The sequence below is a fragment of the Paenibacillus sp. NN59 genome (genome assembly GCF_057597225.1).
On the sequence record NZ_CP199678.1, the window covers coordinates 3,868,111 to 3,887,330 of the forward strand.

The following is a 19,220-nucleotide window of genomic DNA, read 5'->3' on the forward strand; positions in this document are numbered from 1 at the left end:
CGGCACCCCGATCACTATTTATATTTACAGTTCATTTTAGAAAAAATCCATCTCGATCAGATTGGTCAGTGTATCCTCATTCGTGTATTCGTCAGCCAATTGGATCTCATTGATTTCTATATGAGGCTCGCGGCATATCGTTGTCAGAATCAGCAGTAAATTTTGTGACATGGCTTCAATCGTTGTTTTATCAAACAAAATCGTGCTATATTCAAAAGCGGCATCGAATTGGTGATCCGACTCAGTGACATACAGCGTTAAATCAAACTTGGATACGCGATTATTTGGAGCATAAGGCTTACAGGTGATGCCATCCATGTGAATCTCTGATGGACCTGTATTTTGTAATACAAGCATGGTGTCAAACAACGGATTCCGCCGTGCATCCTTGTTTAGATCAACTTTTTTGATTAATTCCTCAAACGGATAATCCTGATTCTCATAAGCGTTCAGCATATGTTCTTTGACTTCCAGCAGATATGCTGCAAATGTTTTATCTGCCGCAGGCTGATTTCGAACAGCTAGTGTATTCACGAACATGCCCATCACCGGCTCCAGCTCCGCATGTGTTCTTCCCGCAATCGGCATACCCACGATAATATCCTCTTGTCCACTATATTTAGACAATAAAATGGTATACGCCGCGAGCAGGATCATGTATAACGTTGCTCCTGTCTGAGTTTCCAATTTTCTCAAGCTTATGACCAGCTCTTCGTTCACATCGATATCCAATAAATCTCCCTCATAACGCGGCGATTCAGGTCTTTCATAATCTATCGGCAATTCCAATAGTGGAATCTTTTCACTGAATATCTCGAGCCAATACTGCTCCTGCTTTTTCATCCAATCACTGTGAAGTTGGAATTGCTGCCATTCCGCATAGTCCTTGTATTGAATCCGAAGAGGGGATAACTTTTCTCCGCGATAGAACTGACCGAGTTCGGTCATTAAAATCTGCACGGATAGCCCATCTGCAATGATATGGTGCAGATCCACTAACAGCACATGGCAATCCTGTCGAAGTTTAATCAGCCCTGCTCTCATAAGCGGTGCTTGTCCCAGATCGAAGGCACGAACAAATTGCTCTACCTGGTCTTCCACCTCTTCTTCCACCGCCTGAATGGATTCAATGACAAACTTCACTTCAGGATATATGATTTGTTTGGGTTCTCCGTGGATGACTTTGAAAGCAGTCCGGAGCGATTCATGACGATCTACCAACTGCTGAAAAGCTGCGTCCAATCGTGTCCGATCAAGCGCTCCTTCCAGCATAAACAGGCCTGACATGTTGTAGGTGAGCTCCTCACCGGCTTTCATGCTCATAATGTACATTCTCATTTGTGCAGAAGAAATAGGATAATATTCTTTTTCCGTCGCTTGTGCAATAGATTGGTTAACCTGCTGCTCCATCTGATTAATGTACTGGGCCATTTGTTCTATCGTCTGCCATTCAAATACGTTTCTGACTGAGATACGAACACTCAGGTTTTGATTGATTTTGTACGCCAGCTTTGTCGCGCGTAAAGAGTTGCCTCCTACATCAAAGAAACTGTCTCTGATGCTGATTTGATCTATACCAAGTACGTCCTTCCAGATGGGTAGTAACGTTTTTTCCAAGGATGTCCGGGCTTCGATATATTCACTTCCCGTTTGTATGTTTTCTAGTGGAGGAGGGAGTAAACGTCGATTAATTTTTCCATTGGAGGTCAAAGGCATATTATCGAGCTGTATAAAGTAGGCTGGAACCATATAATTGGGCAGCAGAGTAGCAAGATTTTGTTTCAACTCTCCAACGGTCTTTTCGGAGTCCGCCGTAAAGTAGGCACAAAGAGATTTGTCTCCGTTCTCATCCTCATGTGCAATCACGATGACTTCTTTCACACCCGCTACAAGTAATAATGCTGCTTCAACTTCGCCCACTTCAATTCGATAGCCTCGAATCTTAATTTGATGGTCGATTCGCCCCAAATACTCGACATTGCCATCAGGCAGCCATCTCACCAGATCTCCCGTCTTATACATCGTCGCGCCTTGGACGAAGGGATCGCGCACGAATTTTTCTGCTGTCAGTTCAGGCAAGTTCAAATATCCTCTGCCTACTCCGTCACCTGAAATGCACAATTCCCCGACAACACCCACAGGCTGTACCTTTTCATGATTGTTCAATACATACAGACGGTTATTGCCTAATGTTCGGCCAATCGGTAGATGATTTTTTCTGTTTTCTGTATCCAACTCCTCCGGAACAACATGATATGTCGCAGCATCGACACAGCATTCAGTCGGACCGTAAACGTTAATTATGGTTGGCGTCGAATGGTGGAGTGAAAATAAAGCAAGTAATTCAGCTACACTTTGCTGAGAAAGAGCCTCTCCGCCAATGAGCATATATTTTAAAGAACTTCCGTGAACGTCTCTTGCCCTGGCAAGTAATTTCAAGTGAGCGGGTGTACCGTCGGTTACCTCAATTTCATACCGCTTGTAATAATTCATTAGCTCTTGTCCATCCCCAACCGTTTCCTTGTCTACAACAAACAAGGCATGCCCTGACAGCAGCGCGCCAAAAATCTGTTTGACCGATGCATCGAAATAGTAAGGAGCTAGTAATGCAACATGCATACCGTTATGTGTTTCTTTCATAACCTGGTTGTACAGCGAGGTAACTAAATGTTGAACCTGACGATGTTCGATCATGACGCCTTTTGGCATCCCCGTTGTACCGGAAGTATAGATTACATAGGCCAGCTGGCTGGAGTCGCCTACCCGTTCTAAGTTGGACAGATTAGGTGCGTAGCTTTTTTCATCGTTTAAATCCATAACTTTTCCATCGAAAATGACCCTTTGTTTCAGATGTTCTTGTGTGACCAACACCATCGCTCCTGAATCACGCAAGATATGCTGGATACGCTCTTCAGGAGAATTCGGGTCAAGCGGTACATATGCCCCGCCCGCTTTGATAATGCCCAAGATGCCAACAATCATATCAATGGAACGGTCTGTCATAAGGCCTACGAGTTGATTCGCGCATACTCCTTCGGCTCTTAGCGTATATGCCAGCTGGTTCGCCCGTTCGTTCAATTGACGAAATGTTAATTGCTGCTGATTACCATAACGAACAGCTAATTGGTCAGGTGATCGTTCTACCTGTGCCTCGAAGCGTTCCTGAAGGGTCTGATCCCGGCAATAGTCGATTGCACTATCATTAAAATCATGTAATAGAACGTACTGCTCCTGCCTAGACAGCATTTGAATATCCGACAATACAACATCCGGTTCGATCACGATGTCTCTAAGAATATTCAGCAGATGTGTCTTCATTCGGTCGATGGTATTCCGTTCAAATAGATCTGTCTTGTAATTAAAGTGCATCTCCAGACACTCGTGATCATCTTCAACGATGAACATTAGATCGTATAATGATACGCCAACGTTGCTCTCTCTCACTTTAAAAATGCAATCTTTTTCCTGCCTTTGGTTTAACTCTGTATTTTGAAAAATATACATGGTATTAAATAATGCTGTTCCTGTCGACTCGCGATGTACGTTTAATTTTTCAACAAGATGGTCAAATAGATAGTCTTGGTTGTTCAATGCATCAAGGGATTGAATTTTGATCTCCTCGAGATAGGATCGGAACGACTTATTTGCCTTAGGCTGTGTGCGAATCGCCACCGTCTGAATAAAGACACCTACAATATGCTCGACATCTGGATGATTTCTTCCTGAGGTTGGCGTCCCTACAATAATGTCCTCTTGAGACGTATACCGATGAAGTAGCACATTGTAAGCGGCTAACAACACCATAAACAATGTGGCACCTGTCTGTTTGGCAAAACTGTTCAGAGAATCCTTCAAGTGGTGATCCAGAACAAAGGACAGTCTTGAACCAGCCGAAGTCACATAGGGTGTTCGAACAAAATCGGTAGGCAGATTCAGACTCGGTATCTCCCCACTGAATTGATCCAGCCAATATTTCTCCTGCTGCCTGTAGTTTTCACCTGTCATGTAGTCTTTCTGCCAAGCAACAAAGTCCTTGTATTCAACCTTGATTTCCGGCATGTTTCTTCCGTCATACGCATCGATAAGTTCATTCGCTAGAATACCAACGGAATACCCGTCGGATACAATATGATGCATCTCAATGAGAATTTCTGCATGATCATCGTTAACACGAATGAATTCCGCACGTATTAACGGCGCTTGGGCGCAATTAAATGGTTTGGTAAACGCCTTGATATGCTGTTCAAATGAGTCATAGCTATGCTCTGAGCGTTTCACTTGAAAATCAATAGAAGGGGCAATGGCTTGATAAAGTTCTCCTTCAACCAGATGAAAACTGGTGCGAAAAGCTTCGTGACGCTGCACGATTTGTTCTAATGCATCAATTAATCTAGCTTCATCTATGTTTCCTCTAACGGTCAGATGACCGCACATATTCTGGAACACACTATTGGGCTCGAATTGATCCAGAAAATAGATTCGTTGTTGTGCAGGAGAAGTCTCGTAAAGTTCTTTGGCCTCCAGTGGTCTAATCGGAACGAGTGGACTTACGTTCTCGTCTGTAATCAGGCTGGCGAGCTCCTTCAGATGTCTATTCTTGAATAATTGAACGATCGAAATATGTTGTGCAAACTGCTGATGGACTTTGGAGAGCATCACTGTCGCCTGGAGAGAGTTACCTCCGAGATCAAAGAAGTGATCATTTCTGCCCACTTGATCTATAGACAACACGTCCTCCCAAATCCGCGCCAGTTTTCGTTCAATATCATTGACCGGATACGCAAACTCGGCAGTACGCCTAATGCTAACAGCACGTTCCGTTTTAAACTGATTGTACATATCGTCTAATTGTACCTGTTGTTGATCTGTAAATAGTGTCAACGACGAAATCTCAGCTTCAGGGCGACTGACCATATGTTGCAGTAATCCTATAAACCCTTCAGACCACAATTTCATGATCTCATATCCAATCAGATCGGTATTGTAATCAAAATCTAGATGAAGTTCATGGCTTACATCCGTGATATTGAGAAATAAATCATATGAAATATGTTTGATCGGATACGACACAAGCTTCGTTTCAATATGATCGAATTGCAGGTGATGAAACGTTCGATCCATATTAAATAAAATGCGGGTCTCCGGTGTTCTCGTAGGGGCAAGCTGCTCGGATACAAGCGTTAATGGAACATGCTGATGTTCCATTACAATAGCGAGCCTCTCCTTAAGCTGAACAATATGGTCCGCAACAGTCTGCTCCGTTAACAAGCTATGATGAACAGGTACAATATTGACGCAGTTGCCCATCAAAGCATTTTTCCTCATATGAGACTGTCCTGCCGTAGGCACTCCAATCACAAGCTGAGATTGCCCTGTGAGCCGATGCAAATATAAATGAAATGCGGCAAACATCGTGACAAACAAACTGTTTTTATTACTTATACTCAATGTTCGCAAGGAAGCTGTTAAGGAATGATCCAGTTTCATGGAGTATCGTGCGCCGGAATATCCCTTTTGCACTTCAACGGACTGTGCCGTTGGTAGAACCGCATTCGGATAGGATAAGGAAAATTGCTTTTGCCAGAACTGAATCCCTTGGTCATACGCACCTCTGCCCTGTTCAAGCCGTTGCCAAGTTAAATACTCACGAAATGGAGTGGCTTCTGGCAATTGAACTGGAGTTCCTCGAATAAGAGAAGAATAAATCTGTTCCATTTCTTGAATAAATAAAGCAATCGACCAGCCATCTGCAATAATATGATGAAAGGTAAGCACCATAACATGTTGATCCGCTGCCTGTTTAAGCAACGTAATTCGAAACAAAGGTTCCCCGGATTGCAGATTGAATGCTTCATTTGCGTCGGTAGATAACCAAGCGGATAGTTCCTGCTCTTGCTTCTCTCCAACGTACACGGAGAAATCCAGCCATGTGCAGTGAAATTCCATTACTTCCCTGATTTGTTGTGTCTCATGATCCTCATGAATAACCGTTCGCAGAGCTTCATGACGCTGTACAATATGATTCACAGCCTGTTCCAGAGCGGACCGATTCATCTGGCCCTTCATTTTCAAAATAACACTCTGATTTAATGCCGCATTTGCATCTTCACCGTGTAGTGTAGTTAGTAATAATTGTTTTTGCTCCAAGGACAGCGGAACTTCCATAACAGGTGAAGCACTAGGAATAAAGCCCAGTTCCCGCAATTCACTGATCGTCTCTTTCACAATCTTAATGATTGTATTCATGTCATCCATGGAATGAACTGTAGATATAAAGCAGTTACGTCCTTCCCAAATATATAAACCTTTATGGATTAGATGGTAGAAAAACAACTCCATATCTCCAAAGGAAATAAATCTAAACAGTGATCCAAAGTTCACCATCTGCATAGGCACATTCGATGTTTTAAAAAACTCATTTAATTCATTAACAAGATAATCTGTTCTATCATTTAATTCTTTGTACACAGCTCCTGCTTCGGATTGAAGGTGCTGCAGTACAGCTAGCGTTACTCGCATAGTAAGCGGGTGGGTACAGAATGTTCCACCAACAAAGGTTTTTTTGTCTGCGTCGGAAGGAAAGGAAGAATCACCAAAATTCCAGATGCCTCCGTCTACAGCATTCATAAATTCAGCTTTGCCCGCAACGATGCCAATTGGCAGCCCGCCGCCAACCACTTTTCCATAGGTAACCAAATCCGCCTGAACTCCAAACCATTCCTGTGCTCCTCCCAACCCGATCCTAAATCCAGTTATGACTTCATCAAAAATAAGTGCAGTACCGGATTGCGTAGTAATCTCTCTAAGTTCATGTAAAAAAGGCGTTGGTTGCAGATCAGGTCTTCGACTCTGTACTGGCTCAACAAGCACAGCAGCCAATTCATCACCCATATGACGAATCAGTTCAAGGGTTTGCGGATGGTTATAATTCAGAATGATCAAATCTTCCATAGAACTTTGCACAATTCCAGGAGCCATGGGCAATGCAGAAGATAAAACTTCTTCGGGATTCGCTACTCCAAGTACGCCGTCATGTGTACCATGATATGATCCGGAAAATAATACAACTTTGGAACGTCCCGTTACTGCTCTTGCCAAACGCAGCGCAACCATGACAGCTTCAGTCCCTGAATTATAAAATGCGACACGCTCTACACCTGTCAGCTCTGAAATTTTCGCTGCAACATCTCCTGCCAGATCAGACATAGGGCCTAATGGGGGCATCTGTTCTTGAATGCTCTCAGCCATAATATTTTGAATAAAGGATGGATTATGACCAAATAAATTTACACCAAACCCCATCGTCAAATCCAAATATTCGTTCCCGTCTACATCCCATAACTTTGACCCAGCAGCACGTGCAGCAATGATGGGATACACCATTTCTTTCCAATAAGAACGAAATCCAGCAACATTACGATTGTTGGCATGTACATAACGGGTTAGGTCTGTTTTTAGCTTAGAGCCTTTGGTTTTAGCAGTATACTTGGCTATAAATTGTTCAATATATTGGTTCTGCAAATCAGAGAATGGACTTTCTTCTTGAATTTTCAGTGATTGATAGGGTATAAACGGCTTGATTTCCTTGGAATCGAGATTAGATGTAACGCTTTCCGTTCGAATCCCCTTACTGTTTTCAATGTTTGCTTTCATATTAGGCATTTCTCTGACCTTTTTAACTTCATTAAGTTCATTAACTTCATTGAGTTCATTGTGTTTAGGATGTTTCATTTGTGAATGATTCACTTGAGCAGCTGTTTGCTCACCCAATAGCAAATTCAAGCTTTTTAATTGGGATTCCATCAGCTGAATGGCAGACATCAAAATTTGGTCTGAATTCGCTGATGATCTGGCCGGATTTGTATGAGGCACCGATGCAAGATGTTGTTGTTCGGAATGTTCCTGTTCTGGCGCATCATCTAACTGTGCAGACATATCAAAACCTTTTGTATTCTCTGACACATATTGCACTAAGGAATGGATATTCGTAAGATTCTCAAAAAACATCTCCATCGGAATATCCAGGTCAAACTCGTCTAATATCTCTTTCTTGATTTGCACAAGAATGATGGAGTCCAGTCCCATCTGAAGAAAATGGGCATGTTCATCTAGTTCTGCCAGTTTCAAACCGGATGCGCGACTGATGCTTGTCTTAATTTTCAATTGCACGTCGTTTGTTTTTTCCTCCATTGAAACCCCATTCCTTTCTACCTTATGTTTTGCAGATACCGGTTGTTTAACTTCGATCCAACACCTTTTCTGCTCAAATGGATATAAAGGTAATGGAATTTTAGGGATGGTCTCGCCTTCATACAGCCTCTCCCAATCGATCATTGCCCCTTGTGTAAATAACTCACCGAATGAACGTAATGATTCTGCCTTTGTCAATGCATAGAGATGTTCGGAAGCGATTGCCCTGTCTTTTTTGGCATAACCAAAATAAACATCGGAAATCTTGTTTTCTCCTTGTGCGATTTGTTTCAATTTCCCATACAGTTCCTGTGCACTCTTTACAACGACAGCAATCCGATAATCCAGACTAGCCCTTCCCCTAGCTGCTGTGTAACAGATTTGTTGAATGCTAACGTTGCTGTGCTCTTCTATATACTGGATATACATTTTGATCAGGTCATTCAGTGCCCGTTCATTAAGTACAGATAACACAAATAGGTGAGGCTCTTGGTCCGAAGTTTGTTGTATTGTCTGTGATGGAACATATTCTTCAAGAACCACATGCGCGTTTGTGCCGCTGAAGCCAAACGAGCTGACCCCGCATCGTAAAGGTCGATCTTCGTCAGTCAAAGCCATCAATTCCTGATTCACATAAAAAGGAGAAGTTTCAAATTTCAGTGCCGGATTAGGCTTGTTAAAGTGAACCAACGGTGGAATCGTCCTATGTTGTAACATGAGAACAGATTTAATTAATCCGGCGATACCGGCTGCTTCAAAGCTATGTCCTATGTTGGTTTTAGCGGAACCGATCGCACAAAATTGTTTTCGATCCGTATATTTTTCAAAAGCTTTACGTAAAGCATTAAATTCAACGGGATCACCCAATTTGGTGCCTGTTCCATGTGCTTCTATAAAATGCATTGTATCTGGAGAGATTCGAGCCTCTCTCCACGCCTGTTCAATGACATTCGTCTGTGACTCGGGATTAGGCGCTGTAATACCAACCGTTCTACCATCTTGATTAATCGCACTTCCTTTGATTACGCCATAGATATGGTCGCCGTCCTGCATGGCTTGTTGCAATGGCTTCAACATAACCGCTCCAGCACCTTCACCAAAGCCTGTACCGTTCGCATCTTCGCTAAATGTCCTTGTCAATGCATCTGGAGATTCCATATCCAGTCCGATACTGATCGGTAACAAGGCGGTTCGAATTCCTCCTGCAATAGCCATCTCACAATCTCCTGCAAGCAAACCTTTACATGCCATATGAACCGCAACAAGTGAGGAAGAACAAGCTGTATCAATTGTTAGTGCCGGACCTTTCAAATTTAAAAAGTATGCGATTCTACTTGCCAGTACAGATGGTAAATTTCCAATAATATAGTGTTTGATCTCCGAAGGATAACTTGCCGTGATAAGTCGTTCATAATCATAGCCAACTTTGGAATAACCCACATACACGCCAACATGACTTCCATTAATCCCTGTACCTGCATACCCCGCGTCTTCGATCGTATGCCATGCCGTTTGCAAAAATATTCTTTGATTTGGGTCCATAAATTGGGCAGTTCTCGGGGTTAATCCAAAGAATGAATAATCAAATTGATCGATTTGATCTAAATAACCGCCTTTGATCCATTCCAGTTGATCCGTTTCACTTCGAATTGACTGAATATAATCCGCTGCGTCTTGTATCCGATGCTCAGGATAATCCTGAATGCAGTGCTTTCCCTCTTCCATGACACGCCAAAAATCACTTGCATTTGATGCTCCAGGAAAATTCATAGACATACCGATGATGGCGATATCATTTGATGATGACTCATGTTCCCGAGCGGGATAAGCTCTTTTATTTTCACTGCGACTTCCAGCCAAATATCCTGCTAAATCCGTTATTGATGGATAGGTAAAGAGATCCGTAACGGCTAACTCTTCTCCATATTTCTCTTCGATACGTTCAGCGATCTGGGCCAGCTGCAATGAAGTTGCACCCATATCGAAATAGCTGTCCTCAACTTTAATCCTCTTCCCCACCAAAACTTCAGAAAATAGGGATATCAGTTCCCGTTCCAGGACTTGTACAGAAACAGTTTCCATTTCTTTTCCTGCATCCTTCATAAGTGCTTCTTGGATAAGTGCAGATTCTGTTGAAAACTTTCCAGCTTCGTATTGCTTGGCTAACTGATAGCGCTGAATTTTTCCACTCGTTGTTTTCGGTAATTTTTTAATAGGCAGTACTTCCTTGACGCTCCATCCTCCATGGATATATAAATGCTTTTTAATGTCTTTTACGAGTGGCAGAAAGTGTTCGATCTTTTTTTTATAAACGACAAAAACAATAATTTCTTCACTCTGACTATTCGAATCGTACACACCGCAAGCGGCAATTCTGCCGAGTTCAATCTCGTGCAATTGAATAGCTACACGCTCGATGTCATGAGGATATATATTTTTACCATTCATGAAGATAATGTCTTTCTCTCGTCCAGTGACCACAAGATTGCCGTTCATAGTGAAACCTAAATCCCCTGTAATTACCCAACCATCACGAGTAAATACGTTCTCTGTTGCCATCGGATTGTTGTAGTATCCTTGAGTGACGTTATCTCCCTGGATTTGTATCCTGCCGATAACATAATCTGGAACGGGATTCATGTCCGCATCACATATTCGGACATGACAATAGTCCACAGCCCGACCAACGACAGCAAACGATGCCACATGCTCTGCATCCTTCTCGACTTCAATGACATGCTCACCAAAATTCAGATGATCGCGGTGCACATATACCGCAGCAAATTCTTTCTCTATTGGAGGAAAGCAGACTGCCACGGATGCCTCTGCTAATCCATACACGGTAAACATAGCCGTTTTCTTCAACTGATAGGCTGATAATACATTCAGAAACTCTTGGCAAACCTCTGGTAATATAGGTTCGGCACCATTATAGATGACTCTGACACATGACAGATCCCATCCATCGGCCTTGTCTTCACGTAAAAAATTCAAAAAATACTTGTAACCAAAGTTAGGAGAGGACAGTATAGTGGCTCTATGTTGATTGACTTTTTTCATCCATAGAATTGGCTTTCGAATAAATAACTCCGTGGGGATCAGATATTGATGAATACCTGCCACGAATGGAACGAGGTGGAATCCGATCAAACCCATATCATGGGTGAGCGGCATCCAAGAGAGGAAACGATCATCCGAGCTGATTTTTGTACTATTGATTGCAGCACACGCATTGTATATCAGATTTCGATGAGTGAGCATAACACCTTTGGGATCACCGGTTGATCCAGACGAAAATTGAATAAATGCCAGGTCTTCCGGCTTGGGCTCGTTATATCTAACAACATCATACTTATATACCTGGTCATGTATTATTTCGGCTCTCTTCTCCAGCTGATGATGAAAATCTGACATTTCATGCTCTAAAGCAAATTTTTTCATTTTATCCAGCACTTTCTCAGATGCAATCATGAAAGGGTCCTTCAGCAAATCCCAAATACGGTATACTTTCATATTTTGTTCGTGATCTTCACCAATACTTACAGGTATAGGTATCATTCCACCCAATATACAAGCCCAAAATGCGACAATAAATCGTTTGTTTTCTTGAATCTGAAAAATAATCTCCTGCCCTGGTTTTATGCCGATTTCTTGTAGATATCCCAAATAACCTTTGGCTTCGTTAAATAATTGATGATAGGACATCAAAGTTTCCATTTTATCAGAATCAATAAAACGAATCCCTCGGTCTGTTATTTTACTTCTGTCGCGAATAACGTCTACGAGTGTTTGAAATCGACTGGTATACATATCTCTCCTCCAAATGAATCATCTCTATGTAACTTATCTAATTAGTTACACATATTTACTGCAAAATTTTACCATAGAAATATATGTATTTTCAAGAAAATTATTGTTACTATTTGGTAAAATGTAGTTTTTAAACAGGAACATCTTTTCACGCTTACATGACAAAGCACATACATTTTTAAGCACATTCAGTATAAATCTAACGGCAAATAGGCTGCCTCAGATGAGGCAACCTGGAGTGTATAACAATTGGTGGAGCCGGAAAACTAAATCGTACTTATCATCGCTTTTGCGTTCATTGGGGAATGCTTGGCTGCAAAAATCTGCTCACACAGCACAATTGAATCCTGTATTTCAGCTTCGTTAAGTTCATGGCTATGATTGTCTAGCCGCTCTTTCATCCGTTGTAATTCAGGAAATAATGGCTCAACCGTTTTGTTGTATATTTCTGCGTCCTGACTGTAATTCCGCGATGTGAGTGCTGTGCTCATCAGTTGAGACAACTTATGTTTGCGTATGGCTAGGAGTTTGTCTTGTCTTGCCTGTGAATTCGCGAGTATCGTTAAATCGGAAGGTTGACCTAAAGAATAAGGTACAATGTTCTTCGCTATTTTATTCATAAGACTCACTAACACTTGTTTCGGACCCAGTTCAATGACCTCCGTAACCCCTTGTTCCATTAAGTACTGCATGGACTCTAACCATCTTACTGGCCAAGTCATTTGTCTATTCAAATAATCTACAACGGATTGGTCCGACGGATAGGGCTTCGCTGTGACATTGGAAATGATCGGATATGCTGCATGACCATAGTGATATTGATCTAATTCGATCTTGAATTGGTCTGCCGCATTTTTCATCATGGGAGAATGATATGGACCGGAGACCTGGAGATATGAATGTTTTGTTCCTTTGAATGTCGTTCTTCTTATAACCTCTTGTACAGATTGGCGATGGCCCGATATAACAAACTGCTGGTTCGCGTTTATACAGGCAACGCACACAGGTCGTTCGTTTACAGACACTTCTTCGCATATTTTTTGAAGCGTACCGATTGAGATATTGGAAATAGCCGCCATGGTACCTTGCTGATCTGGGTCTGCTTTGTGCATAATCATGCCTCGTCGTCTTACAAGTTGAACAGCTTCTCGAAAAGATATAACGCCTGTGCATACCAGAGCCGAATATTCTCCCAGGCTGTGTCCGGCCATATAAGCCGGTTTCACTCCAATTTCCTGCATATAGATCTGAAATGCAATAACACTAACGGTTAGCAGTGCGGGCTGTGCATTCATCGTTAACGTCAATTCATTCATGTTTCCTTCAAAACACAGCTTTTTTAAATCGAAAGAAATAGCGTCACTAGCTTCTTCAAATAAATACCTGGCTACACCAAAATGATTCCAGAAGTCTCTTCCCATCCCAATGATCTGAGAACCTTGTCCAGGAAACAACAGGGCGATATTACTCATCTGGTGTCCTCCATGTATTCAAATTCATATTCCATCCAACCTCCATTTAAACCCAATAAATTCCTTGTTTTCAAAATTCATATTATACTTTCATGCTGAGATATGCAATAAACTCGGGTATAAATAAAAACAGACACCTCCAACTACAGAGATGTCTGTCTTAACGGATTGAATCTTAAGATTCTCTTTTTCTCAAGCTTTAAATTAACCCATGCTTTACAAAACTATGATATAGTCCATCTTCTTCCACGGAGCCCGTAATATCATCGGCAATGGCTTTCAACCCAGGCTTCGCATTGCCCATTGCAATCCCTACAGCACAGAACTCCAGCATCTCGGCATCATTCATGCCATCGCCGATGGCCAATGTATCTTCTCTCGACATTCCCAGATGCTCTAACAGATCAGCAATCGCAATCGCTTTGTGAATTCCCGGAATCATCAATTCTCCACTACCTTCTCCGAAGACAGGCACGGTACACTGAATTACTTCAAATTTGCCTTCAAACTCCTGTTTAATTCGTTCAAAAGGAACCTCCGAGCTTTCTAAAAAACAAACCTTGTTGACGTCATCCTTATACAAATCGGCTTCACCGTAGGTTAACCCTGCAATAAACGGATGAGGTTTTGTTTCCTTTTTCTCCCGGGCAATCGGATCATTCTCGATATCGCCATAGATACGCCGTTCCAAATGGGATTGAAGATTACTGCTTGCGTACAATGCCGAGTTGGATTCAAGATAGAAATCAATGCCGTGTTCATTGAAGAAATCGACCATATGACGAACATCTTCTGCCGTTACTTTTTTATGATATAACACGTCAGAACCATACTCCACGTATCCACCGCCTGCTCCAATCAATCCGTCAAAGCCTACATCCCAGATCGAATCATAGATCTCAGCCTTAGAGCGGCCTGTGCATAAATACAGCAGATGTCCATTCTTACGCGCTTGTTTACAAGCCTCTTGAGCAGACAATGGGATATTACCGTCATCGTCTACCAACGTGCCATCAATATCAATAAATACGATTTTTGGTTTTATGTTGCTCATCTGTTATTCCCCCAGTTGTATTCTCTGTCTGCAACCTTACGTTTTACTGTACTAAGCGTTCCGAGGTGTTCGTTGATCAATCAACTTTACTAGAAATTCGGCAAAAGAATCCGCATACACTTCAGGCTCTCCATTAAAGTAATCTAAACGCATCACCTTGAATTCTCCGCGTGCATCAGCCATTCTTGTATCGAAATAGTAATATTCATCCTCATCCGGGATAAACAATTCCAGCTTGCCTTCCTGCTTTGCCTGTTCATCTGCAAGTCTGTAGATATAGAGAATGTCCGTATCTGTGTACTCTCTGTGCTCTGATGAAGTAATGGTTAGAATTCCTGTCCCGCTCAACATCGCTTGTCCATAATTGAGAAGCCACCATCGGTAGGAAGGAGGCAATGAAAAACCCAGCTCCTGTTCAACCTCGACAATCCAGCTTTCCTGAACTTGATGGTTCGGGAACCATTTTAACGCCTTTCTGTGGGCCAGTTTCTCAATCAGACTTGTGTACATTCCTACATCTCTCCGATCTAAATGTTGATGGGTTTATCCATATGCACGATTTGCCATTCATTTTGCTCTTCCGTAATAGATGTAAACCCTTGACGCTCCCAGAAATTCACGGCTCCTGGCAGAAAACGATGGGTATGCAAATATAACGTTGTATACTGCATTTTAGTCACGATCCGTTGCAGTTCTTGTACCAATCGTGAACCAATGCCATACCTTCGGTAGGCAGGATCAACGTAACATTTTACAATCTCAGCTGCGGTATGAGCCGAGTAACGACCTTCAATAACCTGAATTCGCCCATCATAAGGTACAATACCAATCGAACCGATAATACCTGCTTCATCCGATCGTGCAATCACAAAAACAGTATCATTCCGGTTCATGTAATATTCGTCGAACTGCTCAAAATCCTTAGGCAATACGCTATGACTCATCATCGGAAATACTTCACTACGCACACGCATAGCAAAATCAATCGCTTCCTGAATTTCATAGGATCGAACAGGTCTTACTTCGGGCTTCACCTGATGTTCTGTCAACCATATCACATTCCTTATTTTCTTTTATAAAATACTTCTCTTCATCTTAACGAATTCTTATAAACCTATCAATTAACTATATTCAAACCTATGAATCTATCTATACTCACGACCAATTTGGAAGCAAGCCCGCGCATTTTCATAGATTCCGCATAGGATAAGGCGTGTCAGAATCCAATATGGAAAGGGGTAAAGCCGATGTGGTTATGGTTAGGCATCTTGGCCGTTTTCATTTTGATCTCCACCTGGCTCACCCTTCGTTATATCGACCAAAGGGAAGCAAATACATTTGATCCTCACGCCCCCCATCAACTGTTACTCAAGTTCAAAGAAGGTACAACCCCTGATCAGATGCACACCCTTCATCGAAAAACGAAATGCAAAGTCGCCGAAACCTATGAAGACCTCGGGTGGTACCGAATCGAATCTCGCAAAAAAATGCACAGGATGCTCAAGCAGTACAAGGATCATGATCTCATTGAACATGCACATCCCAACTATCTGGTTGAAGCTTCATTCATACCCAATGATCCCTTCTTCCCTTATCAATATAATCTCACCAAAATCAATGCACCTGCTGCATGGGATATCACTCAGAGTAACAGCTCGATTAAAATTGCCATCATTGATACGGGTGTACAGTTGAATCATCCTGAACTTGCATCCAAGCTCTTGCCCGGTTACGATTACGTCGATTATGACAACATCCCTGAGGATGGAAATGGACATGGCACCCATGTTGCCGGTATCGCTGCTTCCATGACCAATAATGGTGTTGGGATTGCGGGCACAGCACCTCTCGCTTCCATCGTACCGCTTCGTGTGCTCGACAACAACGGCCAAGGGACGATTGGTAACGTGGGCAATGGGCTTGTTTTTGCAGCCAATAACGGCGTTCAAGTGATCAATCTGAGTCTGGGTGGACCGACAGGAGATGCTTTCCTTCAGGCTGCGGTTCAGTACGCATGGGATCGGGGAGCTGTCATTATTGCAGCAGCAGGTAATGACAATACGTCATTTCCGATTGTTCCAGCATCGTATGCTAACGTCATCGCTGTTGCATCCACCAACTCATCCGACCTGAAATCGAATTTCTCCAATTACGGTTCTTGGGTGGATATGGCTGCACCGGGTGATACTATTCTCTCCACGTACCTTGGTGGATCGTACGCTTACCTTAGTGGAACGTCTATGGCCGCTCCGCAAGTTGCTGGCGTGGCTGCTTTACTCGCATCCCAAGGCAAAACGAACGCCCAAATTCGGGATGCCCTATGTTTCGCTTCAGACCCCGTATCGGGTTCAGGCATCTATTGGACGTACGGGCGGCTGAATGCCAATCAAAGTGTGCAAGTCCCATAAAGATGCGTGTGTTCATTTACCGCTAACCTATTAGGTTGACCCTTGTTGCCTTATATTTCATAGTCAATATGCAAATAAAACGATGGAGCTTCTACAAGATAGAGCTCCATCGCATTTATAGAAATATATTTGGTTTTATAGTTTTGCAGCCCAAATTTCGATTTCAATCTTGATCTCAGGCAGACCTAACTCTGTAATATATCCAATCGTCATTGCAGGATAATCATGATCGAATAATTGCTCCCATTCGCTGTACAGGTAATCCCAGTCTATTTTCTCCGTTGCCCACACATTCACTTTTATAATATGTTCAGCATGCAAATCTTCGGATTGCATAACGGTTTTGATATTGTGAAATGTATTGGTGACTTGTTCATTCAACGTATTCGGAAATTGACCATTCACATCTACGCCAACCTGCCCTGATGTCACAAACAACTCTGCATTTCTCGGAATTTTTGTGATATGCGTATAATTCCCTACAGGGGATGGCATATTGGTTGGATTTTTTCTCGTAATTTTTTCATTTGTCATGTTCATTACCTCATCATTCCTAAGGTTTTTCTACGGTTTTTCATTATTTTGATCTCCATTTGGGCAGACTTGTCCCGTGTTTTGGATTCTAGAAAAATACCGCAGTGGAGTATCCATATCCTGAAGATATAAACGCAAGTGATTTTTTCTTCATGACTGACCACTCCTCCTTCTTAGTTGACAAGATTTTCTACATTTATAAATTATAATAAAACCCATAACACGAGTCAAACGGACGTCAAGCCATTGATTCCTTATCAAAACCAAAAACAATCCCGTGCGAACGGGACTGTTCTTGGTCTAGAAATATTTTGCGCCATTACTTGCAATAACCTCTTTGTACCAATGGAAGCTTTTCTTTCTTACCCGACGAAGTGTTCCGCTTCCATCGTTATTTCTGTCTACATAAATGTAGCCATACCGCTTCTTCATCTCACCCGTACCTGCGCTAACCAGATCAATGGGACCCCAACTGGTGTACCCGATCAGTTCTACACCATCCTGAATCGCTTCGGCCATCTCAGCGAAGTGGCTATTCAGATACTCAATGCGATAGTCATCTTCAACCGTGTCATTATCCAGCAACACATCGGTCGCACCGAGTCCATTTTCGACAATAAACAACGGTTTGCCGTAGCGATCATGAAGCTGGTTACACGTAATACGAAGCCCTTTGGGATCAATGGTCCAGCCCCATTCGGACGCCTGAAGATACGGATTCTTCACCGATCCAAACACGTTGCCTTCGGTGGAGTCCTTCAACACTTCAGGATCAGCACTTGTACAACGGCTTGCATAATAGCTAAAACCAATGTAATCCACTGTATGATGCTTCAAAATTTCGGCATCTTCTGGCTGCATCTCAATACGGATATTATTCTCTCTGAAGAAACGTTTGGTATAACCCGGGTACTCTCCTTTGGACTGTACATCAATAAAGAAGAATGATTCCCGGTCTTTATCCATCGCTTTCCACACATCATCCGGATGTGAGCTGTAAGGGTACACCGTACCCGCGGCCAGCATGCATCCAATCTGTGCACTCGGAATAATCTCGTGACAAGCTTTAACTGCCAGTGCACTTGCAACCAGCTCATGATGAGCCGCCTGATACAACACTTGCTCTTTGTCCTCGCCTTCCTGAAGCACGATCCCCGCACCAATATAAGGCAGATGAAGCAGCATGTTGATTTCGTTAAATGTCATCCAGTATTTCACTTTATCTTTGTAACGAGTAAACAGTGTTTTGGCATAGGTTTCGAAAAAGCCGACCATCTTGCGGTTTTTCCAGCCCCCGTAGTTCTTCACCAAATTCACAGGTACATCAAAGTGACATATGGTCACGACGGGTTCAATATTGTGTTTTAACAGTTCATCAAAGACATCATCATAAAACTGAAGCCCCGCTTCATTCGGCTCTGCATCATCACCGTTCGGGAAAATCCGTGCCCAGGCTACCGAAAGCCTGAGGCACTTGAATCCCATTTCTGCAAATAAAGCAATATCTTCCTTGTACCGATGATAAAAATCAATCGCGTCATGTGAAGGATAGAATTCTCCTTCTTTGGGTTCAAACGAATCCAGATTACCCAGCGCAATCGGAAAACGATTGGCTCCAATCGGGATCAGGTCAACCGTAGTTAACCCTTTCCCCCCTTCAAGATAAGCACCTTCCAGTTGATTCGCTGCCGTTGCTCCTCCCCAGAGAAAATCATCTGGGAAGGCCTTCATTTTTTCAACCATTTGAATAAT

At 42.5% G+C, this 19,220-nt stretch carries 8 protein-coding genes; 1 reads left to right on the plus strand and 7 read right to left on the minus strand.

Annotated features, from left to right (window positions below):
* Positions 1-36: 36 nt before the first annotated feature.
* The 5 genes from ACT89M_RS16995 to ACT89M_RS17015 all read right to left on the minus strand — a co-directional run bounded on the left by ACT89M_RS16995 (position 37) and on the right by ACT89M_RS17015 (position 15,575).
* Positions 37-12,000, minus strand: a complete 11,964-nt coding sequence (locus ACT89M_RS16995) for an amino acid adenylation domain-containing protein (protein WP_487344760.1) — start codon at positions 11,998-12,000, stop codon at positions 37-39.
* 266 nt (positions 12,001-12,266) lie between these two features.
* Positions 12,267-13,472: an ACP S-malonyltransferase gene (gene fabD, locus ACT89M_RS17000; protein ID WP_154890506.1), complete on the minus strand. Its 1,206-nt coding sequence runs from the start codon at positions 13,470-13,472 to the stop codon at positions 12,267-12,269.
* A gap of 199 nt (positions 13,473-13,671) precedes the next feature.
* Positions 13,672-14,526: a Cof-type HAD-IIB family hydrolase gene (locus ACT89M_RS17005; protein ID WP_186809721.1), complete on the minus strand. Its 855-nt coding sequence runs from the start codon at positions 14,524-14,526 to the stop codon at positions 13,672-13,674.
* A 51-nt stretch (positions 14,527-14,577) separates the two neighbouring features.
* The gene (locus ACT89M_RS17010; RefSeq protein WP_487344761.1) at positions 14,578-15,036 is read right to left on the minus strand and encodes an SMI1/KNR4 family protein; all 459 of its coding nucleotides are present in this window, start codon (positions 15,034-15,036) and stop codon (positions 14,578-14,580) included.
* A 17-nt stretch (positions 15,037-15,053) separates the two neighbouring features.
* Positions 15,054-15,575, minus strand: a complete 522-nt coding sequence (locus ACT89M_RS17015) for a GNAT family N-acetyltransferase (protein WP_341180999.1) — start codon at positions 15,573-15,575, stop codon at positions 15,054-15,056.
* Between the two features lie 198 nt (positions 15,576-15,773).
* On the opposite strand from ACT89M_RS17015, the gene ACT89M_RS17020 reads away from it, so the two are divergent.
* Positions 15,774-16,934 (plus strand): S8 family peptidase, encoded by a 1,161-nt coding sequence (locus tag ACT89M_RS17020; RefSeq protein ID WP_253493789.1) that lies wholly within the window; start codon positions 15,774-15,776, stop codon positions 16,932-16,934.
* A 135-nt stretch (positions 16,935-17,069) separates the two neighbouring features.
* On the opposite strand, the gene ACT89M_RS17025 is transcribed toward ACT89M_RS17020, so the two are convergent.
* Both ACT89M_RS17025 and ACT89M_RS17030 read right to left on the minus strand, forming a co-directional pair.
* Positions 17,070-17,468: a RidA family protein gene (locus tag ACT89M_RS17025; RefSeq protein ID WP_154890508.1), complete on the minus strand. Its 399-nt coding sequence runs from the start codon at positions 17,466-17,468 to the stop codon at positions 17,070-17,072.
* A 300-nt stretch (positions 17,469-17,768) separates the two neighbouring features.
* Positions 17,769-19,211 (minus strand): 6-phospho-beta-glucosidase, encoded by a 1,443-nt coding sequence (locus ACT89M_RS17030; protein ID WP_276539692.1) that lies wholly within the window; start codon positions 19,209-19,211, stop codon positions 17,769-17,771.
* Between the last annotated feature and the right edge of the window lie 9 nt (positions 19,212-19,220).